This is a genomic window from Microbacterium sp. 16-032, from assembly GCF_041079455.1.
Classification (GTDB): domain Bacteria; phylum Actinomycetota; class Actinomycetes; order Actinomycetales; family Microbacteriaceae; genus Microbacterium; species Microbacterium testaceum_A.
Window position 1 is genome coordinate 735,045 of record NZ_JBFYGQ010000001.1, and the last position, 22,823, is coordinate 757,867.

At 70.9% G+C, this 22,823-nt stretch carries 21 protein-coding genes; 11 read left to right on the top strand and 10 right to left on the bottom strand.

Translation table 11 applies throughout. The features are described from left to right. Window positions 1-162: 162 nt before the first annotated feature. The 6 genes from AB6V31_RS03365 to AB6V31_RS03390 are packed head-to-tail and all read left to right on the top strand — an operon-like array spanning window position 163 to window position 8,005. Window positions 163-1,578 carry an FAD-binding oxidoreductase gene (locus tag AB6V31_RS03365; protein ID WP_369364051.1) on the top strand — a complete coding sequence of 472 codons (1,416 nt, stop codon included), beginning with the start codon at window positions 163-165 and terminating at the stop codon, window positions 1,576-1,578. A gap of 27 nt (window positions 1,579-1,605) precedes the next feature. Next, window positions 1,606-3,258, top strand: coding sequence for an ABC transporter substrate-binding protein (locus tag AB6V31_RS03370; protein WP_369364052.1), 1,653 nt, complete (start codon window positions 1,606-1,608; stop codon window positions 3,256-3,258). A gap of 43 nt (window positions 3,259-3,301) precedes the next feature. Next, window positions 3,302-4,318: an ABC transporter permease gene (locus AB6V31_RS03375; protein WP_074696219.1), complete on the top strand. Its 1,017-nt coding sequence runs from the start codon at window positions 3,302-3,304 to the stop codon at window positions 4,316-4,318. After that, window positions 4,315-5,163, top strand: coding sequence for an ABC transporter permease (locus tag AB6V31_RS03380; RefSeq protein ID WP_369364054.1), 849 nt, complete (start codon window positions 4,315-4,317; stop codon window positions 5,161-5,163). The genes AB6V31_RS03375 and AB6V31_RS03380 overlap by 4 nt, the downstream gene beginning before the upstream one ends. Beyond that, the gene (locus AB6V31_RS03385) at window positions 5,160-6,812 is read left to right on the top strand and encodes a dipeptide ABC transporter ATP-binding protein (RefSeq protein WP_369364056.1); all 1,653 of its coding nucleotides are present in this window, start codon (window positions 5,160-5,162) and stop codon (window positions 6,810-6,812) included. Before AB6V31_RS03380 ends, AB6V31_RS03385 begins: the two co-directional genes overlap by 4 nt. Further along, entirely contained in the window at window positions 6,809-8,005 is a 1,197-nt protein-coding gene (locus AB6V31_RS03390; protein ID WP_369364057.1) for a PLP-dependent aminotransferase family protein, read from the top strand. The genes AB6V31_RS03385 and AB6V31_RS03390 overlap by 4 nt, the downstream gene beginning before the upstream one ends. A gap of 56 nt (window positions 8,006-8,061) precedes the next feature. Here the strand turns inward: AB6V31_RS03390 and AB6V31_RS03395 are convergent, their stop codons facing one another. Then, entirely contained in the window at window positions 8,062-8,817 is a 756-nt protein-coding gene (locus tag AB6V31_RS03395) for a hypothetical protein (protein ID WP_369364059.1), read from the bottom strand. Window positions 8,818-9,053: 236 nt separating this feature from the next. On the opposite strand from AB6V31_RS03395, the gene AB6V31_RS03400 reads away from it, so the two are divergent. Further along, window positions 9,054-9,890, top strand: coding sequence for a DUF1684 domain-containing protein (locus AB6V31_RS03400; protein ID WP_369364061.1), 837 nt, complete (start codon window positions 9,054-9,056; stop codon window positions 9,888-9,890). Continuing rightward, complete coding sequence (locus tag AB6V31_RS03405) at window positions 9,887-10,396, top strand: GNAT family N-acetyltransferase (protein ID WP_369364063.1); 510 nt, start codon at window positions 9,887-9,889, stop codon at window positions 10,394-10,396. Before AB6V31_RS03400 ends, AB6V31_RS03405 begins: the two co-directional genes overlap by 4 nt. Before the next feature lie 208 nt (window positions 10,397-10,604). Here the strand turns inward: AB6V31_RS03405 and AB6V31_RS03410 are convergent, their stop codons facing one another. The 9 genes from AB6V31_RS03410 to AB6V31_RS03450 form a co-directional block, all read right to left on the bottom strand. After that, window positions 10,605-11,585 (bottom strand): ABC transporter substrate-binding protein, encoded by a 981-nt coding sequence (locus AB6V31_RS03410; protein WP_369364065.1) that lies wholly within the window; start codon window positions 11,583-11,585, stop codon window positions 10,605-10,607. 157 nt (window positions 11,586-11,742) lie between these two features. After that, on the bottom strand, window positions 11,743-12,525 hold the full coding sequence (locus tag AB6V31_RS03415; RefSeq protein WP_268102983.1) for an amino acid ABC transporter ATP-binding protein: 783 nt from the start codon (window positions 12,523-12,525) through the stop codon (window positions 11,743-11,745). Next, window positions 12,522-13,583 (bottom strand): amino acid ABC transporter permease, encoded by a 1,062-nt coding sequence (locus AB6V31_RS03420; protein ID WP_369364067.1) that lies wholly within the window; start codon window positions 13,581-13,583, stop codon window positions 12,522-12,524. Before AB6V31_RS03420 ends, AB6V31_RS03415 begins: the two co-directional genes overlap by 4 nt. A 449-nt stretch (window positions 13,584-14,032) precedes the next feature. After that, on the bottom strand, window positions 14,033-15,364 hold the full coding sequence (locus tag AB6V31_RS03425) for a M20/M25/M40 family metallo-hydrolase (protein ID WP_369364069.1): 1,332 nt from the start codon (window positions 15,362-15,364) through the stop codon (window positions 14,033-14,035). A gap of 4 nt (window positions 15,365-15,368) precedes the next feature. Then, the gene (locus AB6V31_RS03430; RefSeq protein ID WP_369364070.1) at window positions 15,369-15,719 is read right to left on the bottom strand and encodes a carboxymuconolactone decarboxylase family protein; all 351 of its coding nucleotides are present in this window, start codon (window positions 15,717-15,719) and stop codon (window positions 15,369-15,371) included. Window positions 15,720-15,967: 248 nt separating this feature from the next. After that, a complete protein-coding gene (hpxO, locus tag AB6V31_RS03435; protein ID WP_369364072.1) occupies window positions 15,968-17,152 on the bottom strand; it encodes an FAD-dependent urate hydroxylase HpxO in 1,185 nt (394 codons plus the stop codon). 8 nt (window positions 17,153-17,160) lie between these two features. Next, entirely contained in the window at window positions 17,161-17,481 is a 321-nt protein-coding gene (gene uraH, locus AB6V31_RS03440; RefSeq protein ID WP_056225542.1) for a hydroxyisourate hydrolase, read from the bottom strand. Next, the gene (uraD, locus tag AB6V31_RS03445) at window positions 17,478-18,005 is read right to left on the bottom strand and encodes a 2-oxo-4-hydroxy-4-carboxy-5-ureidoimidazoline decarboxylase (protein WP_369364074.1); all 528 of its coding nucleotides are present in this window, start codon (window positions 18,003-18,005) and stop codon (window positions 17,478-17,480) included. Before uraD ends, uraH begins: the two co-directional genes overlap by 4 nt. Before the next feature lie 174 nt (window positions 18,006-18,179). Continuing rightward, window positions 18,180-18,791 (bottom strand): helix-turn-helix domain-containing protein, encoded by a 612-nt coding sequence (locus AB6V31_RS03450; protein ID WP_369364075.1) that lies wholly within the window; start codon window positions 18,789-18,791, stop codon window positions 18,180-18,182. 159 nt (window positions 18,792-18,950) lie between these two features. Here AB6V31_RS03450 and AB6V31_RS03455 point away from each other — a divergent pair, with 159 nt between their 5' ends. The 3 genes from AB6V31_RS03455 to allB are packed head-to-tail and all read left to right on the top strand — an operon-like array spanning window position 18,951 to window position 22,821. After that, on the top strand, window positions 18,951-20,606 hold the full coding sequence (locus AB6V31_RS03455) for an NCS1 family nucleobase:cation symporter-1 (protein WP_369364077.1): 1,656 nt from the start codon (window positions 18,951-18,953) through the stop codon (window positions 20,604-20,606). Further along, a complete protein-coding gene (locus AB6V31_RS03460; RefSeq protein WP_369364079.1) occupies window positions 20,603-21,436 on the top strand; it encodes an aspartate/glutamate racemase family protein in 834 nt (277 codons plus the stop codon). The genes AB6V31_RS03455 and AB6V31_RS03460 overlap by 4 nt, the downstream gene beginning before the upstream one ends. 50 nt (window positions 21,437-21,486) lie before the next feature. Then, entirely contained in the window at window positions 21,487-22,821 is a 1,335-nt protein-coding gene (gene allB, locus AB6V31_RS03465; RefSeq protein WP_369364081.1) for an allantoinase AllB, read from the top strand. Window positions 22,822-22,823 lie beyond the last annotated feature (2 nt).

Sequence of the window (22,823 nt, forward strand, 5' to 3'; positions counted from 1 at the left end):
GAACATACCGGCCGCGCCTCACCGATCGTTCGACTGTGACGCCGCGCGACACACGATGTCGGTCGGTGACGTCTCGCGACGGACGGTGTCGCTCGGGATGAGCGTGCGTCCCCTTCCGCCTAGCTTCGGCTGCACTCCCGTCCCGTTCTGAAAGGTGCTGCCATGAGCGTTTCCACCGCGATCGCCCCGTTCACGGGCGTGCTCGCCCTGCTCGACGATCTGCGTGACGAGGCGCCCGGCATCGAGGTGCGCCCGCCCTCCGCGGCGACGGTGGAGTTCTCGTTCGACGCCGGCACCGCTCCGCGAACGGGCGCCCCCGTGACGAACGGCCCCGCGGTGGCGTTTCCCACCTCGGTGACCGAGGTCCGGCAACTCGTGCGCCTCGCCGGTCGTCACGGTGTCAGCATCGTGCCGCGCGGGGCCGGCACGGGTCTCTCCGGCGGCGCGACAGCCCTCTCCGAGCAGCTCGTCGTCTCGACCGAACGGCTGAACCGCATCGTCGAGGTGTCGCCCGCCGACGAGGTCGCCGTCGTCGAACCCGGCGTTCTCAACGCCTCGCTCAACGAGCGACTGGCCCCCCTCGGCCTGTTCTACGCCCCCGACCCGGCGAGCTGGCGCATCTCGACCATCGGCGGCAACATCGCCACCAACGCCGGGGGCCTGCGGTGCGCCAAGTACGGCGTCACGCGCGAGTCGGTGCTCGCCCTCGACGTCGTGCTCGCCGACGGCAGCCTGGTCTCGGTCGGACACCGCTCGATCAAGGGCGTCACGGGGCTCGACCTCGTCTCACTTTTCGTCGGGTCGGAGGGCGTGCTCGGCATCGTGGTGGGGGCGACCGTGCGCATCCGCCCCCTCCCGGTGGCGCGCCGAACGCTTACGGCGTTCTTCGATTCCACGGCCGCGGGCGCCGCGGCCATCGGGGCCATCACGGCCTCGCGCGTTCGTCCGAGCGTCATCGAGTTCCTCGATGAGATCACCCTCGACGGGATCGATGCCGCGCAGGACTCGGGCCTGCGTGCCCGGGGCGCCGCCCTCCTGCTGATCGAACTCGACGGCTTCGGCATCGACGAGCAGACCGCCGAGCTGACCGCTGCGCTCGTCGCGGCGGACGCACGGGTCGAGGTCGAGAGCGAGACGGATGCCGAGACCCTCTGGGAACTGCGACGCTCGGGCCGACGTTTCGACGCGGACACGTGGTTCGCCGGGGGTGACGTCGCCGTGCCCAAGTCGCGCATCGCGGAGGTGTTCGCGGATTTCCCCGCGATCGCCGACCGGTTCGGGGTCGGCGTGAGCGCCGTCGCGCACGCGGGCGACGGCAACCTCCACCCGGTCATCTCGCTGCCCATCCCCGCGGGCGTCGATCCCACCGCCGTACCGGCCGCCGTCCACGACGCCGCCGACGCGGTCGTGCGCGCGGCGCTCGCCGTCGGCGGCACCGTGAGCGGTGAGCACGGCATCGGCACCGTCAAGCGCGCCCTCGCCGCGGAGGAGCTCTCCGTGCGCGTGCGCGAGGCGCAGCTCGCCGTCAAGAACGCGCTCGATCCCGCCGGTCTGTTCAACCCCGGCAAAGCCCTGTAACCCCGTCCCCACAGCCCGAGGATTCCCATGACCTTCGCCCGCCGTCCCCGCCGACGCCTTCTCGGCCTCGCCTCCGCCCTCGCCGTCGGCGCCCTCCTGCTCAGCGGGTGCGGTGCCGCGTCGACCGCCGCTCCCGCCGACGCCGAGCCGAAGACCGGCGGCGATCTCGTCTTCCTCATCGACTCGCTCGGCGCCACCTGGATCCCGAACAACAGCTCGATCTCGAGCTACCAGGGCCAGATCTGGGGCAACGTCACCGACAAGCTCATCTACGTCGACGCCGAGGGGAACCTCAGCCCGTGGATCGCCGAGAGCTGGGACGAGAACGCCGACAAGACGCAGTTCACCCTCCACCTGAAGTCGGGCGTCACCTTTTCGGACGGCACGCCGCTGGACGCGGCCGCTGTGGTGGCGAACATCGACATCTGGGCCAAGGGCCGCCCCGACGAGGGCATCAACCGCATCGGCCTGTTCCCCTCCGCCAACTACCAGGGCGCGCAGGCGGTGGATGCCACGACGGTCACGGTCTCGTTCTCCGCACCGACCCTCAGCTTCATCCCCACGCTGGCGTACCACGGCTCGATCCTGCTCTCGCCCGAGACCCTGGCGCTCCCCGCCGACCAGCAGGCGGATCTCACCAAGGACGTCGGCAGCGGTCCGTTCGTCGTCGAGAAGGTCGCCGAGGGCGACAGCGTCGTGCTCACGCGACGGGACGACTACGACTGGGGCCCGCAGGCGGTGGGCCACGAGGGCGCCGCCTACCTCGACACCATCACCTACAAGCAGGTCGCCGAGCCGACGCTGCGCACCGCCTCGGTCGAGTCCGGACAGGCGCAGGTGGCCTACAACGCCAGCCCGCAAGACCTCGACGCCCTGAAGCAGGAGGGCCTCACCGTCGAGACGCCCCGCTACCTCGGATTCGTCAACGGCTACGCCCTGAACACCTCCGTCGCCCCGTTCGACGACATCAAGGTGCGGCAAGCGGTGCAGCACGGCATCGATCGCGACGAGATCCTCTCGACCGTCTACACCTCGGACTGGCACGCGGCGGAGTCGTTCTTCCAGAGCACCGTGCCCGAGGCGACCGACCACACCGCCGACTTCGCGCACGACCCCGACGAAGCGGCATCCCTCCTCGATGGGGCGGGCTGGGTGAAGGGCGCCGACGGCGTGCGGACCAAGGACGGGAAGAAGCTGTCGCTCACGCTTTACCCCAATCCTTACCTGCAGGCCTCGCAGTCGGTCGACGAGCTCGTCGACCAGCAGCTCACCGCCCTGGGTTTCGAGGTGAACCTCGAGACCTACGACGTCCCCACCTACGGCCAGAAGGTCATCGGCAACACGACGGTGCCCGCGACCGAGATCACCCGCAGCTTCGTCGACGTCGGAACAGTCGCCGGCATCCTCACCTCGCAGAAGAAGGGCGACGAGGACTGGTTCCGACTCGGCACCTCGGACGCGACGCTGAACGACCTCTCCACCCGCATCGCCACCGCGACCGATCGAGAGGCCCGCGCGAAGGTCGCCGACGAGCTGCAGGGATACGTCCTCGATCGGGCGTACTTCGTTCCGCTGACGCAGATCGTGCAGCGGGTGTACGTCCAGGCTCCCGAGGTGAGCGGTGTCACCTACAACGGCCTCGCGTACGCGTCCTACCTGAACGCGTGGCTCAACGGCTGACGCGGCCCGTCACCGGAAGAGAACGACAAGAGAGGAGGAGGACATGCTGCGCACCTACGGCCGCTTCGCCGTGCGGCGAACGGGACAGGCGATCGTCGTCGTGCTGCTGGCGTACCTGTTCACGTTCGTCGTGATCAGCATCCTGCCCGGCGACCCCGTCACGAGCACGCTGCGCAATCCCGACAACGGTTTCACCGAAGACGACATCGCGCGCATCGTGGCGTACTACGGGCTCGACCAGCCGTGGTGGGTGCAGCTGGGGTCTTCGCTCGGGCGGTTCGTCGTCGGAGACCTGGGCGTCTCACTCCGCTCGAACCTGCCCGTCAGCGGGCTGGTGCTCGACGCACTCGGGTCGACACTGAGCCTGGCCGCGGCGGCCCTCCTGGTCGCCGTGGTGCTAGCCGTGGCCATCGCGTACGGCACGCAGTTCCTGCCCCCGCGCTGGGGCCAGGGGGTGCTGCGCTCGCTGCCGTCGCTGTTCCTGTCGGTGCCGAACTTCGTGATCGGACTGCTGCTGATCCACGTCTTCGCGTTCGGTCTCGGGCTGTTCAGCATGATCGACACCGAGACGCCGTGGGGCACCTTCTTCGCGGCGGTGGCTCTCGGCATCCCGGTCTCGGCGCAGCTGGCCGAGGTGCTCATCGCCTCGCTCGATCACGAGTCACGGCAGGAGTACGTCGCGGTCGCACGGTCGCGGGGACTGCGGTCGGGGGCGCTGTTCCTGCGCCACCTGGTCAAGCCCTCGGCGCTGCCGACGGTCACCGTGCTGGCGCTCATCGTGGGCGAGCTGCTCGGGGGAGCTCTCATCACCGAGGCGATCTTCGGGCGCGTGGGCATCGGCACCCTGGTCGAATCCGCCGTGGCGAGCCAGGACCTGCCGGTGCTGCAGGCCGTGGTCTCGCTCGCCGCGATCGTCTTCGTGGTGGTGAACCTGCTCGCCGACCTCGCCTACCCCCTTCTCGACCCACGGGTCGCCGTCGGCCGCAGCGGCCGGCCCGTCTCGGTCGCGCCCCGCGACGAGCCCGCGTCGCCCCTTCACGAAGAAGTGAGCACCGTATGACCGCTGCACCCCTGCTCGCGCCGCGCTCCGGGACCGCCCGAGCGCGCGGCATCCGCTTCTCCGTCCCCCTCGGCGTCCTCGTGTCGTTCGTCGTCGTGGCCGTCGTACTGGCGTTCTCGCTCGCCCCCGCGCTGTTCACCGCGCAGAACCCGGCACAGGGGGTGCCCGCAGACAAGCTTCAGGCGCCGAGCGCCGCGCACCTGCTCGGCACCGATCACCTCGGCCGCGACCTGTTCACCCGCATCGTCTACGGCGCGCAGTCCTCGGTCACCAGTGCCCTCGTGGCCGTCGCGATCGGCGTCGTCGTGGGTGGGCTCATCGGGCTGCTCGCGGGCTTCCTGGGGTCGTGGACCGACGTCGTACTCGCGCGGTTCGTGGACGTGCTGCTCGCCATCCCGGCGTTCCTGCTCGCGGTCGTGATCGTCAGCTCGCTCGGGTTCCAGACCATCAACGCCGCGATCGCCACGGGCGTCTCTGCGGTGGCGGTGTTCGCCCGGGTGATGCGCTCCGAGGTGCTGCGCGTGCGCTCGTCGGTGTTCGTCGAGGCCGCGCGGCTCCAGGGCGGGTCGAACCTGCACGTGCTCTTCCGGCACGTGCTGCCGAACGCCTCGCGATCGCTGGTCCCCCTGGCCGTGCTGCAGTTCGGGCTGTCGATCCTCGTGATCGCGGGGCTGGCGTTCCTGGGCTACGGCGATCCGCCCCCGGCATCCGACTGGGGTCTGCTCATCTCCGCGGGCAAGGACTACCCGCGCGCGCCCTGGCTCGTCGTCTGGCCGGCGCTGGTCACGGTGGCGACCGTGCTCTCGATCAACCGCATCAGCCGCTGGCTTCGGAGGACGTCATGACCCTCGCCCTGTCCCGTGCGGACGACGTTCCGCTGACGACGACCGCGCTGCTGAACGTCAGCGGCCTGTCGGTCTCGTACGGTCGCACACCCGTGGTGCACGACGTGTCGTTCGCGATACCCCGGGGCGGCAGTCTCGCGCTCATCGGAGAGTCGGGCTCGGGCAAGTCCACGATCGCCCGTTCCGTGCTGCGGCTGCTCCCGCGCGGTACGGGGCGTGCCAGCGGGCGCGTCGAGCTCGACGGCACCGAGGTGCTGGGGCTCGCCGAGGCGCGATTCCGACCGTTCCGGGGCCGGCGTATCGGCTTCGTCCCGCAGGACCCCGCGCACGCCCTCAACCCCGTTCGCACCGTGGGCTCGCAAGCGCACGAGGCGGCGGCTCTCTCGGGCCTCGCCGATGCAGGCGAGCAACGCCGCGCGGTGCTCGACGTGTTCGCCCGCGTCGGGCTTCCCGACCCGCGTCGCGTGTACGAGTCCTACCCGCACCAGCTGTCGGGCGGCATGCTGCAACGCGTGCTCATCGGATTGGCGGTGCTGCCGCGGCCCGAGCTGCTGGTCGCGGACGAACCCACGAGTGCCCTCGACGTCACGATCCAGAAGCGCATCCTCGATCTGCTCGACGAGCTGCGCGGCGATCTCGGCATCGGGCTGCTGCTGATCACGCACGATCTCGCGATCGCCGCCGAGCGCACCGACGAGATCGTCGTGCTCAAGGACGGGCGCGTGCAAGAGGCCGGCCCCACTCACGAGGTCTTCGCGGCGCCGACCTCGCCGTACACGGTGCAGTTGCAGGCCGACGCGCCGGCCCTGAACCCCGACCGCTATCGCCCGGACGACGGTGATCGCGGCGTCGACGCGTGGATCCCCGACACCGCCTCCGCCCGCATCGACGTGCGTACGGTGTCGAAGAGTTTCGACCGTGCCGCCCGGCCCGCGGTGTCGGAGGTGTCGTTCCGCATTCCCGCGGGAACGACTCACGCGCTGGTGGGGGAGTCGGGCTCGGGGAAGACGACGACCGTGCGCCTGCTCCTCGGGCTCGAAGAGCTCGACGCCGGCGAGGTGCTCATCGACGGGGCGGCGGTGACGGGCCGCACGGCGGCGGAGCTCCGCGGCATCCGTCGGCACCTGCAGCTCGTCTATCAGAACCCCTTCACCTCGCTCGATCCCACCTGGGGCGTCGGACGCATCGTGCGCGAGCCGCTCGAGCGCTACCGCGTCGGCACGCGCGCCGCACGGGCGGCGAAGGTGGCGGAGGCCCTGGATGCCGTGGGCCTGCCGCCCCACCTCGCCCGCCGCCACCCGGACGCGCTGTCGGGCGGCCAGCGCCAACGCGTGGCGATCGCGCGCGCCCTGGTGCTCGAGCCCGACGTCATCGTGCTCGACGAGCCGACCTCGGCTCTGGACGTGACCGTGCAGGCCGGGGTGTTCGACGTGCTCCGCCGCCTGCAGCGGGAGCGCGGCCTCACCTACCTCTTCGTCTCGCACGACCTGGCGCTGGTCCGGCAGATCGCCGACACCGTCTCGGTGCTCAAGGACGGCCGTGTCGTCGAGGCCGGCCGCGTCGCCGACGTGCTCTCGCACCCACGTGAGGACTACACGCGCGCGCTGGTCGACGCCATCCCGTCCCCCCACCCCCGGAGCCCCCGATGACCCTCCTCTCTTCGCCCCGTGCCCGCCCCGCGCTGATCGAGGCGTTCACCGCCCCGAGCGGATTCGGCGACCAGACCCTGCGCGATCGCCGACCCGACGCGATCGAGCTGCTCGGTGGAATCCCCGATCCTTCCGTCCTGCCCACCGCGGAACTCGCCGAGGCGACCGCCCGCGTGCTCGCGCAGCCGGGGGCACCCGCGCTGCAGTACTCGCGGACCGAGGGCATTCCGGCGCTGCGCGAGTGGATCGCCGCGCGCGAAGGCGTCGCCGTCGAGCGGGTGCTCATCACCAACGGCGGCTTCCACGGTCTGGCGATCGCCGTGCAGGCGGTGCTCGAGCGGGGGGACCTCGTCGCGGTCGACAATCCCGTGTTCCCGCTGTTCCTGCGCGGTCTGCAGTTGGCCGATGCGCGGGTGCTGCCCATCCCGGTCGGTGCCGAGGGTCTCGACGTCGATGCGCTGGCCGCGCAACTCCGTGCCGGAGCGCGCCCGGCCGCGGTGTACACGGTGCCCGAATTCCACAACCCCTCGCAGTCGTCGCTGCCCACCGCGCGTCGGCGCCAGCTGGTCGACCTCGCCGAGCGGTACGGGTTCGTCGTGTTCGCCGATGACCCGTACCGCGAGCTCCGCTTCGCCGGCGAGCCCGAATCACTCACGCCGTTCCACGAGTCCGATCACGTCATCCACGTCAACACCTTCACCAAGACCCTCGGCCCCGGCCTGCGGTTGGGCTGGGTCGTGCTTCCCGAGCGATTGATCCCGGATGCCGTGGCCCTCCGCAGCCGACAGGATTCGCACTCGTCGACGTTCGTGCAGGCCGTCGTCGCCGAGTCGCTGACCAGCGACGCGAGGCTCTTCGACCGCGTGCTCGGGCGCGCACGGTCGCTGTACAAGACCCGCGCCGGCGCATTGGCCGAGGCGCTCGGGGCCGAAGCTCCCGGGGAGTTCGAGGTCACCGTGCCCGAGGGCGGGCTGTTCCTCTGGCCACGCCTGCGGGACGACCGCATCGACCCTGACCGCCTGGCCGCCGACGCGAGCGCTGAGGGCGTGGAGTACCAAAGGGGCTCGTTCTTCCCCTCCGGCCCCGGCACCGATGCCGACCGCCACCTGCGCCTGGCGTACGGCGACACATCCGAGGAGCGGCTGCGCGAGGCCGCAGCGCGGCTGGGGCGGGCGGTGGCGCGGCAGCGCTGACGCGCGGCTCGACCCGGGCCGGCCGGGGATGGCAGGCGGGGACCTCGGTCGCGGCCCTAGCGCGAGATGACGAGCTTGGCGTCGGGCGCCGGCGCGTCGGGCGCGACGTCGAAGACGTACGCGACACCGTCGCTCATGAAGTTCGCGGCGCTGATCGTGCGGTCCCGGACGAGGACGTACCGGTCCGGCCGTTCGGCCAGCGCCGCGGCGACCTCGGCGGCGCTGTCGACGGTGGTGATCCAGTTGTCGATCTGGAACAGCAGCCGCCGGGGCCGAGCGGGCGCGGAGGCCGGTCCGTTGCCCGTCCACACCGGTGCGCCACCGGCCTTCGTGTAGTTCTCGGCGGTCTCCGCGATCGCACGGATGTCGTCGGGGAGATTCCAGACTTCGTCCCGGTCGATCTGGTCGGCCTGTTCGGGGGTCAGCCCGTCGTCGCCTCGCGCCCACTCGCCCACCCATACGCGGGGGAGGATGCGGGTCCTGCCCGTGGACACGTCGTCGGGCGCGCCCGCGTCGGACGAGAGCTCCGCCACCGGGACGAGCAGACAGCGGTTGGCCCCGTCATCTGGATCCCAGAACTCGCATACGTCGTCGGTCTCGCACTTGAAGACGAGCAGGACGTGCCCCGCGGGGATGCGCCGAAGCCACGGCCCGGCGGAGAGCTGCAGGAGCGGCGAGAGTGCGGTGCCGCACTCGCTGCAGACGGGCCACGCCGCCGGGTCGAGGCCGGCGGGCAAGCCGCCGAACCAGGTCGCCCCCGCCACGGGATGCTGCGGCTGCCGGACGGTCCACTGCGGTACCCAGATCTCCATCGCTCGACGATAACGCGGACAGGAGTCGACCGTCAGGCTGCCGGTCGCCATCCCGAGAGCGGCCCATTCGCTCGGCGATGTCTTCCAGAACCTGCGCGAGACCCGCCGGCCACGCCGGGCGCGACCGCGACGAAGCGTGACGGCGGGTGACGGCGGGTGACGCCGCGTTTCCCCCCGCGCGCCCGAGACGGGCGTCGCGATGCATGCTGGAGGGGACCCGTCCTCGAGGGAGAACGATGACCGAGACCTTCGCCGAGCAGTGGACCGCTTGGCACGAGGCGCACGAGCGTCGCCGTGCCGACCCCCACGGATTCCTGGCCATCACGGGCCTGTACTGGCTGGGCGAGCGGCCCACCGGCATCCCGGGCCTTCCGGGGATCTGGCACACCGGGGAAGACGGACCCGTCGTCGATCTCGCCGAGGGGGAATCCCTGGAGGTCGAGGGTGGGACGGTCCGCGTCCGGTTCGCGTTCGGTCCCCTGGACGAGCGCGGCGACGTGACCGTCGGCTTCGACGGCGGGGTGATCGAGGTGGCCCGCCGGGGTGGCCGCGACCTCCTCCGCCCCCGCCGGCCGGACGCGGACTACCTGTCGCGGTACGCGGGAACTCCCGCCTATCCGGCCGATCCCCGTTGGCGTATCGACGTGCGGTTCGAGGCGTACGCGCACCCACGGGCGTACGAAGTCGGAGCGGCCGTCGACGGCCTGACGCACGTCTACGACGCGCCGGGAGAGCTCGCCTTCGAGTTCGACGGCGCCCCTCATCGCCTCGTCGCCTTTCCCGGTCATCGACCGGGCGACCTGCTCGTCCTCTTCACCGACGTGACGAGCGGCGTCACGACGTACGCGGCGAACCGGTCGGTCACGGTCGCCGCACCGGACGCCGAGGGCCGCACGGTCATCGACTTCACCCGCGCGACGAACCTGCCCTGCGCGTACACCGACTTCGCGACCTGCCCCCTGCCGCCCGCCCGGAACCGTCTGCCGTTCGCCGTCGAGGCGGGGGAGAAGACGCCGCTCTCGCGGGCCGAGGGAGTGGCGACGGATGCCGGCATCCAGGCGGTCCGCTCATGACGGGCAGGGCGGCGACCGGGGCGTGGACGATCGAGAACGTCTCGTGGGACGACGAGCGGGCCGTCGCGCTGCGCGCCGCGATGGACGACGAAATCAGCCCGCGCTATGCCGAGGTGTACGCGGCCTTCGATGACGAGACCCGCGCTGTGCTGGCCGAGGACTTCGCCGTCGACCCGGCCACGATGGTCGAGGTGATCCTCGTCCGGGATGCCGAAGGCGTCGCGGTCGGTCACGCCGCCTTGCGTCGCCTCGGCGACGAGCTCGAGGTCAAACGCGTGTTCGTCGACCCCCGCGCGCGCGGTCGTGGCGCGAGCCAGGCGCTCATGGGCGAGCTCGAACGCCTCGGCCGGGAGCGCGGCGCAGCTCGGCTCATCCTGCAAACGGGCAACCGGCAGCCCGAGGCGATCGCCCTGTACGAGAAGCTCGGTTATCGGGCGATCGACATCTACCCGCCGTACGTGAGGTTCCCCGCCTCGCGTTGCTTCGAGAAGGTGCTGACGGGCTGAGCCCCGAGCGCCCCCTCAGCGATTCGAGCATCCTCCGTCCGATCGGCGGGATGCCGAGTGAGCGTGTGCAGATCGCGGAGGTTGTGCGCCCCGCGGCCCCCGCCCCCGCCTCCGCCGCATCGCCCTCCCGCCTGGACAGCACGCGGAATCCAGCGGCCCGCTGCCACGGCACGGCCCGGTCGGGAAAGACCGGGCCGTGCGCGGGGAGTCAGGACTTCGGGAGTCCCGGCGGGTTGATCTGCGAGGTCGAGATGCCCTCGGAGTCGAGGTTCCAGGCCTTCAGCACCTCGGCGTACTTCCCGTTGGCGATCAGGTCGTTCAGCACGATCTGCACCGGCTCGACGAGGCCGTTGCCCTTCTTGGTGCCGGCGGCGATGTCGGCCTGCAGCGGGTACCCGCCCGGAACCACGCCGACGACCTTCGTCTCACCGGTGTCGCGCGCCGCCCACGCGGCGGTCGCGTTCGGCCCGAACGTCGCGTCGACGCGGCCCGAGAGCAGGGCGAGGGTCGCTGCGGCGTTGTCGTCGTAGTACTGCAGGTCGGCGGGGGTCTTGCCGGCGGCGGAGAGCTCCTGGTTCCAGCTCAGCAGCACCTTCTCTTGGTTGGTGCCCGAGCCGACGACGATCTTCAGCCCCGAGATGTCGTCGGCGGTCTCGATTCTCGCGATCGAGCTGTCGGCGCGCACGGCGAAGCCCAGCAGGTCCTGTCGGTAGCTCGCGAAGTCGTAGAGCTCCTTGCGCTCCTCGGTCACCGTGACGTTGGCGGTGATCAGGTCGTATTTTCCCGACTGGATGCCGAGGGGCCAGTCCGCCCACGCCACCACGACCGGGTTGTACTCGAGGCCGAGGCCCTCGGCGATGAGCGAACCGATATTGGGCTCGGTGCCCGACGGCAACGTCTCGCCCTCGGGCACGTAGCTGAGCGGCGGGGTGAAGGCGCCCACCGCGACCGTCAGCTTGCCCGGCTCGATGGGGGTGAAGCCGCTCGCCTTCAAGGCAGCGACGGCGTCGGGCACGGCGTCGGTGTGCACCCATTCCGCAGGGGTGTTCGTGGCGGATGCCGAGGGCTCGGGCGCCGCGACCGCATCGGCCGGTCGATTGAGGCCGATGGTGACGCCGACGCCGACGACGGCGACGAGGGCTGCGGCGATCACGCCGAGGGCGATGCCCTGCTTCTTGCTGAGTGCCATGCTGTGTCTCCTTGTGAGGGTGTGGATGCCGCGTCGCCGGTGTCGCGTCGCGGGGTCTGGTGGGTCGGTGCGCTGCGGGTTCCGGTCCCTTCGACGGCTCAGGGACCTGGGTGGCGAGGTGGCCGAGCCTGTCGAAGCCACCGGGGGAGCCGACGCGTCAGCCGAGAACCTTCGCGACGAACTCGCGGGTGCGCGCGTGCCGCGGTCGGGTGAGCACCTCGTCGGGCGTGCCCTCCTCGACGATGCGGCCCTCGTCGAGGAAGACCACGCGGTCGGCGACCTCGCGGGCGAAGCCGATCTCGTGCGTGACGATGACCAGCGTGGTGCCGAGCTTCGCGAGGTCGCGGATCACGTCGAGCACCTCGCCCACCAGCTCGGGGTCGAGGGCGCTCGTCGGTTCGTCGAATAGCAGCACCTTCGGCTGCAGCGCGAGGGCGCGGGCGATCGCGACGCGTTGCTGCTGACCGCCCGAAAGTTGGCGAGGGTAGGCGTCGGCCTTCTCGGCGAGGCCCACCCGGTCGAGCAGGCCGAGGGCGAGCTCGCGGGCCTCGGCCTTGCTCAGGCGCTTGAGCGCGAGCGGTGCCTCGGTGATGTTCTCGAGGGAGGTGAGGTGCGGAAAGAGGTGGAAGTTCTGGAACACGATCCCCACCTGGGTCCGCCGCTGCAGGATCTCACGCTCGCGCAGCTCGTGCAGCTTCCCGTGGCGCAACTCGTAGCCGATGAATTCGCCGTCGACCGTGACCGAGCCGGCATCCACGGTCTCGAGGTGGTTGATGGTGCGCAGCAGCGTCGACTTGCCCGAGCCGCTCGGGCCCAGCAGGGCCACGACCTCGCCCGGCTCGACGGTGAGGTCGATGCCCTTCAGCACCTCGACGCCGTGGAAGCTCTTGCGCACGTTATGCACCTCGACGAGTCCGCGGGTGGCGGTGACCGCGCTCATGCCCGGCCTCCCTTCGGGGCGGCGGGGGTCTCGGCATCCGGCCCTCTCGGGGGAGCGGGCGAGTCGCCGAGCCGCGCCCACTGCGTACTCACCCACGAACGGGCGCGCTGCGCCGGCGTCGGGGGGAGCGCGCGAGCCGACCCGCGGGCGTAGTACCGCTCGATGTAGTACTGCGCGATGCTCAGGATCGTCGTGATGAGCGTGTACCAGACCACCGCGACCAGCAGCAGCGGGATCACGCGGCTGTTGCGGTTGTAGATCACCTGCACGGCGTAGAACAGCTCGGGGATCGCGATGACGAAGACGACCGACGCGCCCTTCACGAGCCCGATGATCTCGTTGGTGGCGTTGGGCACGATCGAGCGCATCGCCTGCGGCAGGATGATGCGGAACAGTCGCCGGGATGCCGGGATGCCGAGCGCCGCAGCCGCCTCGTGCTGACCGGGGTCGACCGAGACGAGTCCGCCGCGGATGATCTCGGCCGAGTACGCCGCCTGGTGCAGCCCGAGTCCGAGGATCGCGGCGGCGAACGCGCTGACGAGCTGGACCGTGGGGAACTCCACGATCCAGAAATCGGTGGTGAAGGGGGTGCCGAGTCCCAGCGTCGGGTAGAGGTAGCCGAGGTTGTACCAGACGATGATCTGCACGACGAGGGGCACCGAGCGGAAGAACCAGATGTAGCCCCACGCCACCGAGCTCAGCAGCGGAGAAGCCGACAGTCGACCGAGGGCGAGCAGCGTGCCGAGCGAGAAGCCGACGACGGCCGAGATCGCGGTGAGCGAGAGCGTGTAGCCGATGCCGATCAGCACCGGCTCCGAGAAGAAGTACTGCGCGAACGTCCCCCACATGTAGCGGTCGTTCGTCACGAGGCTCCAGGCGAACTGGGCGACGACGAACAGCAGCAGGGCGCTGAGGATCCAACGCCACCAGTGGCGGGTGGGGACGACGGCGATCGTGCCGAGGTCGACCTTGTCGCGGGCCGTCGTGGACGCGGTGTCCCGAGCGGCGGTGGGACCGGTGGTCGGGCGGTCGGCGGGGGCCGGCGCGGTGGTGGTCATGACGTGCTCCTCGGGCTGTCCGAAACGGCACGGGGTGCCGGTGGGTGACCGAAACGCTATGACGGGGTCGAACGGCCCGCGAGGCGCCGATTCACACGTCGAAACGCCCCGCCACGCGCCGAAACCCGGGGCCACGCGGGGTAACACGCTGGACTTGCGACGGTTCGGGGCGTTACCGTCGCCGGCTCGGGCGCGGGGCGTGCCGAACTCCTGAGAAACGGCGCGCTGCGGCGGCTTCGGGTTCGGAAAGGCGCCTTTTCGCGTGAAATCTCAGGAGTTCGACGCGCGGCCGGTCGGGGACGCCGCGGCCGAGCGCTCGCGCCATGGCCGTGTGCCGAACTCCGGAAAGATCTCGGGCGCAGGCGGTGTGAGGTCCGCCTAGGGCTTTTCTGCAGCGGTTCTTCAGGAGTTCGGTACGTCGCCCCGGGCTCCCGGAGGGCCGGGAGCCGCTACGCCTCGCGCAGGATCCGCGCCGTCACCCGCGTCCCGAAGAACAGTGCCTCCACCGGCACGCATTCGTCGGCCGTGTGGAACTGCCCGAACACGTCGAAGTCTGCCGGCACGCGCAGCGGCACGAAGCCGTAGCCCCGGATGCCGAGACGACTGAGGTGCTTGTTGTCGGTGCTGGCGGGCAGCAGATACGGCACGACGGTGCCGTCGGGGTCTTCGGCGGTCACGGCATCCTGCAGCACGTCCATCAGCCGCCCCTCGGCCGGAGCCTCGATCGCCGGGATGTACCGCGACCACGCGATCTCGATGCCGTCGCCGACGACGTCCGCGAGCTCTTCGCGCAGCGCGTCCGCCTGCCCGGGCACCACGCGCACGTCGAGCGTCGCGCTCGCCGAGGCGGGGATGACGTTGATCTTGCCCCCTGCCGTGAGCACGGTCGGCGAGACGGTGTTGCGCGCCCCCGCATCGATGACGGATGCCGAGAACCCCAGGCGAGACAGATCGTCGCCGTCGAGGGGCTCGCCGCTGGCGCGTCCGTAGACCTCGAGGAAGCGCTCGAGCGTCGCGGTCCGCACGACGGGGAAGCGATGCGTGCCGACCGCGGCCACGGCCCGCGCGAGGCGCACGACCGCATTGTCGGCGGTGGGGCGGGAGCCGTGCGCCGCGGCTCCGCGGGCGGTCAGCGTGGCGACCGTCACGCCCTTCTCCGCGGTCGCGACGAGGTACGCGCGGCGGTCGTCGGGCAGGGGGATCGAGAAGCCGCCGACCTCGCTGAGCGCCTCGGTGGCCCCGGCGAAGAGCTCGGGGCGGTTCTCTACGAGCCATCGCGCGCCCCAGACGCCCCCGGCCTCTTCGTCGGCGAAGAACGCGAAGATCAGGTCGCGCCGCGGAACGACCCCGTCGCGGCGGAACGCCCTGGCGATGGCCAGCAGCATGCCGGCGAAGTCCTTCATGTCGACGGCCCCGCGACCGTAGAGCAGGCCGTCGTGGATCTCGGCGCCGAAGGGCGGGTGCGTCCAGTCGTCGGCGTCGACCGGTACGACGTCGAGGTGCGCGTGGGCGACGAGGGCGCCGGCATCCGGATCCGAACCGGCCAGCCGGGCGACCACGCTCGCGCGCCCCGGGCGGGGCTCGACCAGAACCGTCTCGTAGCCGACCTCGTCGAGGTGCTCCTTGACGTAGAGCGCGGCGCGCGTCTCGCCGTCGCCGATGGTCGCCGCCTCACCCGTGTTGACGCTGTCGATGCGGATCAGGGCGCGGATGTGCTCGAGCGCCTCGATCTCGAGAGGACCGGGCTGGGGCGTCCCAGCCCCGTCGGCCAGGTCGGTCACGGGGTCAGTGCTCGTGGGGGCGGGCGTCGTCGGCGAGCTTGAACGCGAGACGTCCGTGCGCGTAGCCGCCGCCCGCGCGGATCGCGGTCGCGACCCAGGCGGCCTCGGCGAGCTCGGCTTCGGTGGCACCGGCCTTGACGGCGTTCTGCGAGTGCCCGTCGATGCAGTACACGCACTGGGTCGTGATGCCGACGGCCAGGGCGATGAGCTCGCGGTACTTCAGCGGGATCGCGCGCCCCTCGGGGGCGAACACGGCCTGGTCGAACGCGGCGAACGCGGCGAGGATGTCGGGTGTCTCGGACTTGTAGACCTTCGTGAAGGTCTTGTCGGCGGTGCGGTCGAAGTACTCGGACATGGTGCCTCCCGGCGGCGTGAGCGGTGCGGATGCGTCGCCTCCACGGTGCCACGCGGCGTCGCCGGGGCAGGCGGGGGTGCGTCACGCGAGGTCACATCCTCAGCGCGCCCAAGCCCGGCCCCCGTGCCCCACTTCGCGCAGACCATGTCCCACTTTGCGCGGACCATGTCCCACATTGTGCGGCCTGGCGCCCGCGGCAACAGCCAAAAGTGGGACATGGCTCGCAACGGTGCCCGCGGCGGGCCCCCTCAGCGGAGCACGCTCGCGCCCAGCTCGACCGGACTGCCCTCGATGTTGCCGACGATCCCGCGGATCACGCCCGTCCCGTCCTCGCGGCGCAGGCCGTCGTACCAGGCCTGGGTCGCGGCGACGTCGAACGCGTGCGTCTCGTGCGCGCGCTTGCGGGCGCGCAGCACCAGGTCGCCCGCTCGCTCGGTGCGGATGCGCTCGTAGCGCTTCAACGAGTCCTCGACGCCGAGGGTCGAGGTCGCGAAGACGATGCCGAGCGCGAAGCTGTCCTCGAGTGCCGAGCACGCGCCCTGACCGATGTCGGGGGCGGTGTTGTGCGCTGCATCGCCGAGGATCGCCACGCGTCCCCGCACCCAGGTGTCGAAGGGATCGATGTCCCAGATCTCGACGCGGTTGAGCGACTCGTCGGGGTCGATGCCGTCGAGCAGGGCGCGCACTCCGGGAGCGCCCCACGATCCGAACGCGTGCTCGAGAGCCGCCATGCGGTCCTCGACCACTCCCGATGGTCCGGGCACGTCGACGAAGAAGTAGAAACGGTTGCCCGCGACGGGCATGACGGCGCAGCGCTTGCCGTCGCCGACGTAGGTGGTCCACTGATCGAGCGGGCCGATCCGCTCGTCGGCAGCCACCAGGCCGTTGTAGTTGACGTATCCCGAGTAGGAGCGTTCGGGACGGATGCCGGTGGGCTCGGTGACGTATTCACGCACGAGCGACCGGGCGCCGTCGGCTCCGATCAGCAGGTCGGCGGTGTCGGTGGATCCGTCGGCGAAGGTGGCGGTGACCACCCCGTCGGTCTCGGATACCGAGGTCAGCGGCATCCCGAGTCTGATGTTCGGGGCGCCGACGGCATCCATCATCAGCTGCTGCAGGTCGGCGCGGGCGACGGGATAGGGCCGCTGGCCCGTCTGCGCGGTCACGGGGGCGAGGCTGAAGCGGCAGAGCTCGTCGCCGGTGTGGCCGTCGTAATAGGCCATGTCGTCCATGCGGCCGCCGAGCGCGGCGACCTGCGGGCCGAGGCCGAGCCAGTTAAGGACCTTGACCCCGTTCGACCACAGCGACAGGGCCGCACCGACCGGTCGGTTCTCGCGCATCCGGTCGTACACGACGACCTCGTGCCCGAGCTTCTGCAGGGCCAGGGCGGCGGAGGTGCCGCCGACTCCCGCGCCAATGACGATGACCTTCATGTCGCTCCTCAGCTGCCGCGGTATGTCGAATAGGCGAAGGGGCTCAGCAGCAGCGGCACGTGCAGGTGCGCCTCGCCCGAGACGGTGAAGGCGATCGTCGCGACCGGGTGGAACGACGCGATGCCGCGCGAGCGGAAGTAGGCGCCCGTCGCGAACGTCAGGGCGTAGTCGCCGTCGGCGAGGACGTCGGGTCCGAGTGAGAGCCGCCCGTCGGCATCGGTGGCGGCGGAGTCGATGGTCGCGCCATCGAGGTGCGAGAGCGTCACGGCGACCCCGGCCGCGGGCGTGCCGGCCGTGGCATCGAGGACGTGGGTGGTGAGGTGCGTCATTCCGCGGCCTCCGGTTCGGCGGGAGCGTCGTCCGCGAAGGTCGTGCGCAGGCGCAGCAGCGCGATCTCGGCGAGCTGGCGGGTGGCCTCGATGGTCTCGCTGTCGGGGTCGTTCGACAGGCGCCGTTCGAGCTCGGCGCGCATCTCGCCGGGCGTGCGGCCCGCCGCGCGGATGAGGAAGACGCGTCCGAACCGCTCCTCGTAGGCGGCGTTGCCGGCGGCGATGGCCGCCACGTCGTCGTCCGCGGCGGAGGCCATCGATCCCTGCTCGCGACGGGATGCCGTGGCCTCGGCGCCGTCGCCCGCCACCTTCGCCCCGATGCGCGGGTGCGCGTGCAGGGCGGCCTCGAGGTCGCCCGGAGACCAGGCCGAGGCGAGGTCTCCCGCGTACGCGGCGAGGGCGTCGACGTCTGCGTAGGGCCGGCCGGCGACGACCGCGTCGACCCAGCCGGGGACGTCGGCCCATACGCGGGCGACGGCCGTGGCATCCGCGTCGTCGAGGGCATGGAAGTCGTGCAGGTGCATGCAGGTCACGCTAGGCCGACCGCGTTACGGCGCTGTGGCGGGATGTGTCGGCGGTGTTGCTGTGGGGAACATTCTGGGGGGAGGGGGTGACGCGCAGTGGGGCGCGCTGCGAGCAGTGGGGTGTCCGAGGACCGCCCCGGTGCACGTCCGGCGCCCCGAACTCTGGCGCCCGCGTCAGGCGTGCACGATCAGCCAGTGCGCGACGGCATCCGCCTCGCCCGTGTTGTGCAGGCGGTGGGGCACCGAGCAGGGGTAGCTGATCGCGTCTCCCGCCCGCAGGATCACCCGCTCGGCCTCGAAGTCGATCGTGAGCTCGCCCGCGACGACCGTGCCGACCTCGTAGCCCTCGTGGTGGAACAGCCCGTCGGCGCCGTGGGCCGAGGCCCCGGGCGGGTAGATCGACTCGAAGTAATCGACGCCGGGCGAGGTGCCGGGGGTGAGTCGACGAAACGACACCCCGCTGTCGAGCACGATGTCGAGCGATTGCCCGGCGCGCTGCAGCGTGAAGCCCGAGGGCCCGACGCGTTCGATCGGACGGTCGGATGCCGGGTCGAAGGCCGCCACGAGCGGGACGCCCAGGACGTCGGTGATGGCGATCAGGCGCGAGACGCTCGGCTGCATCACTCCGCGCTCGATCTGCGACACGGCGCTGGGGGAGATGCCGAGCGATTTCGCGAGCGCCCGGGCGGAGATGCCGCGCGCCTGGCGCAGGTCGCGGATCCGCGCCCCGACCCCGACCGACCCCGGCTCGACGGCGGTGGCTTCGGCGACGGGCGGCTGCGACATGTCCCGAGTCTAGGGAGGCGGAAAGCGTGAAGGAGCGACTTCACACGCTCGTTACATGAGGGAAACCAGCGGCGTTGTGTGAACCCATAACTTCACATCAGAGCTCCACTCCGGCCGCGGACTCCACGTCGTGGCATCCATCGTCCTGAGAGGAATGACATGACTTCCACCCCGCTCACCGGTCCCCACGATCTCGTGGAGGCCGCCGGCCACCCCCACGGGGGCGGCAACATGAAGCCCCACTACGACGACCGTCTCGCCAACGAAGACCTGGCTCCCCTGCGGAAGCAGAAGTGGTCGAGCTACAACATCTTCGCGTTCTGGATGAGCGACGTGCACTCCGTCGGCGGCTACGTCACGGCCGGCTCGCTCTTCGCCCTGGGCCTGCAGTCGTGGCAGGTGCTCGTGGCGCTGATCGCCGGCATCGTCATCGTGCAGGTCTTCGCCAACATGGTCGCCAAGCCGAGCCAGAAGACGGGCGTGCCCTTCCCCGTCATCAACCGCGTGGTCTTCGGCATCCGGGGTGCGAACATCCCCGCGATCATCCGCGGGCTCATCGCGATCGCCTGGTACGGGGTGCAGACCTTCCTCGCGGCTGAGTCGCTGAACATCGTGTTCCTCAAGTTCATCCCGGGTTCCGCAGCTCTCCTCGACGTGTCTTTCGCCGGCCTCTCGGCACTCGGCTGGATCTCGTACGCGATCCTGTGGACCGCGCAGTTCCTGCTCTTCTGGAACGGCATGGAGGTCATCCGCCGCTTCATCGACTGGGCCGGCCCCGCCGTCTACCTCGTCATGATCGTGCTCGCCGTGTACCTCGTGTCGCAGGCCGGCATCCAGAACATCTCGTTCACCCTGTCGACGGTGCAGCTCGACTTCTGGGCCTCGATCCCGGTGATGTTCGCCGCGATCGCCCTGGTCGTGTCGTACTTCTCGGGCCCGATGCTGAACTTCGGCGACTTCGCCCGCTACGGCAAGAGCTTCGCCGCGGTGAAGAAGGGCAACCTCTGGGGCCTGCCGATCAACTTCGTCTTCTTCTCGCTGCTGACCGTCATCACCGCCTCGGCCACGGTCCCCGTGTTCGGATCCCTCATCACCGACCCCATCAAGACGGTCGAGCAGATCGACACGCCCTTCGCGATCCTGCTGGGCGGGCTCACCTTCGTCACGGCCACCGTCGGCATCAACATCGTCGCCAACTTCATCTCGCCGGCGTTCGACTTCTCCAACGTCGCCCCGAAGAAGATCTCGTGGCGCGCGGGCGGCATGATCGCCGCCGTCGGGTCGACCTTCCTCATGCCCTGGAACTGGTACTCCAACAGCGACGCCATCCACTACTCGCTGGGCGTGCTGGGTGCGCTGATCGGCCCGCTCTTCGGCATCCTGATCGCCGGGTACTACATCGCGGCCCGCCAGCGCGTGAAGGTCGATGCGATGTTCACGATGGATGCCGCCGGGCCTTACTGGTACCGCAACGGTTTCAACCCGAACGCGGTCAAGGCCGTCATCGCCGCGGGGGTTCCGACCGTGCTGATCGCCGTGTTCCCGAAGCTCTTCGCCGACCTGGGGGTGTTCAACGTCTCGTGGGTCAGCGACTACAGCTGGTTCATCGGATGCGGTCTGGGCTATGTGCTCTTCCTGCTCTTCGAGCGTCTCGATCCCCGCGTCCCGACCTTCGACGGTGAGACCGAGGGCATCTCCGACGGCACGGTTGACGCGGTCGCCGAGGCCCCGGTCGTCGAGCAGGTTCCCGTGCTCGCCCAGAAGGTTCGGGATGCCGAGACCCCGGCCGCACCCCCGCGCGAGGCGCTCGCGTGAGGATCCTGCTCATCAACCCCAACACCTCCCGGGCGATGACCGCGAAGATCGCGGACGCCGCCCGGGAGGTGGCGGGGCCCGACGTCGTCATCGACGCCGCGTGCCCTTCCGCCGGTGCTGCCGCGATCGAGAGCCACGTCGACGAGATCGCGGCCGCCGCGGCCGTGGTCGAGCTGATCGCCGCCGACCGCGACGGCTCCGACCCCGCGGACGCCTACGTGATCGCGTGCTTCGGCGACCCGGGGCTCGACGCGGCCCGTGAGCTGGTCGAGGTGCCCGTGGTCGGGATCGCCGAGGCGGCGATGCACCTGGCGGCGGTGTCGGGGCGGCACTTCGGGGTCGTCACGACGCTCAGCCGGACGCTCGGGCGCGCGCACGATCTCGTCGCGCGGTACGGCATGGAGCGCGCCTGCGTGTCGCTCGCGGCGACGGGCATTCCGGTGCTCGACCTCGAGGACACGGCATCCGCCGCCGTCACCACCATCGCCGAACTCAGTGCGGATGCCGCAGCGTCCGGCGCCGACGTCATCGTTCTCGGCTGCGCGGGCATGGCCGACCTGTGCGCCGAGCTCACGGCACGCGTCGGGGTGCCGGTCGTCGACGGGGTCGCGGCCGCGGTGGGCATGGCATCCGGGATGGTGCGCATGGGCCTGGGCACGAGCAAACGCGACGAGTACGCGCGGCCTCCGCGCGAGCTCGCGGCTGCGGCCGCCGGTCATCCCGGGTTCGGGGCGGATCCCGTCACTCGGGGCGGAAATCGCGCGCCCCGAACGACGGAATCCGCCCCACACCGCGACGACGTAACTCGCGGCGCCGAGGTGTTCGCATGAATGTTGATGACGGTTACATTCGCGAAACGCGAGCGTCCTACCGTGACGCCATGACCACCCGGATCGCCGCCCGCCGCGTCTTCGTCGATGGGGCCTTCGCTCCCGCCACGGTCGTCATCGAGGAGGGGGCGATCGCCGCGCTCGAGCCGTTCGACGCCTCGGCCGACACGGTGCTCCCCGCCGACGCGGTGCTGCTTCCGGGCCTCGTCGACTCGCACGTGCACCTCGACGAGCCCGGCCGCACCGAGTGGGAGGGCTTCGCCACGGGCACGGCCGCCGCGGCCGCGGGAGGCGTCACGACAGTCGTCGACATGCCGCTGAACAGCCTCCCGGTCACGACGAGCGTCGAGGCTCTGGATGCCAAGCGCCGGGCCGCCGTGGGAAAGCTCGCCGTCGACGTCGCCTACTGGGGCGGCGCGGTACCCGAGAACCTCGGATCGCTGCGAGATCTCGCCGACGCCGGGGTCGTGGGGTTCAAGTGCTTCCTGTCGCCGAGCGGGATCGACGAGTTCGGCCACCTCGACGCCGAGCAGCTGGAGCGATGCCTCGCCGAGCTTGCGGCGTTCGACGGACTGCTCATCGTGCACGCCGAAGATCCGGCCCATCTGCACGCCGACGGCGCGCTCGGCCCGCGCTACCGCGACTTCGAGGCCAGTCGTCCGCCGCTGAGCGAGCGTGCCGCGATCGAACGGGTCATCGACACGGCTCGTCGCACGGGTGCGCGGGCGCACATCGTCCACGTGTCCGACGGGGGAGCGCTCGACGCGGTGCGCGCCGCCAAGGCCGAGGGCGTGCGCCTCACGATCGAGACGTGCCCCCACTACCTCACGCTCGACGCCTCGGCGGTGCCCGACGGCGCGGGGGCGTTCAAGTGCTGCCCCCCGATCCGCGGGGGAGACAACCGCGATCTGTTGTGGGCCGGGGTCGTCGACGGCACGATCGATGCGATCGTCAGCGACCACTCGCCCGCGACCGTCGAGTTGAAGGGCAACCCCGACTTCGGTCTCGCGTGGGGTGGAATCGCGGGGCTGCAGACCGGTCTTTCGGCGATCCACTCCACGGCCCGAGGGAGGGGCCTCGCGTTCGAGTCGCTGCTGCCCCTGATGACGACCGGCCCCGCTCGCGTCGCGGGTCTCGAGGGGCTCGGTGTGATCGAGGTGGGGGCTCCCGCGCACCTGGTGGCCTTCGCCCCCGACGAGCAGTTCACGGTGGATGCGGCGGCGCTCGAGTACCGCAATCCCGTATCCCCGTGGCACGGGCAGACGCTCACCGGCGTTGTCCGTGAGACGTGGCTCCGCGGAGAATCCGTCTACCGACGCGGGGCCCCGGTCACCGAGCGCGAGGGTCGAGAGCTGCTGCGCGCGACAGCGGTGGTGGAGGCGTGAGC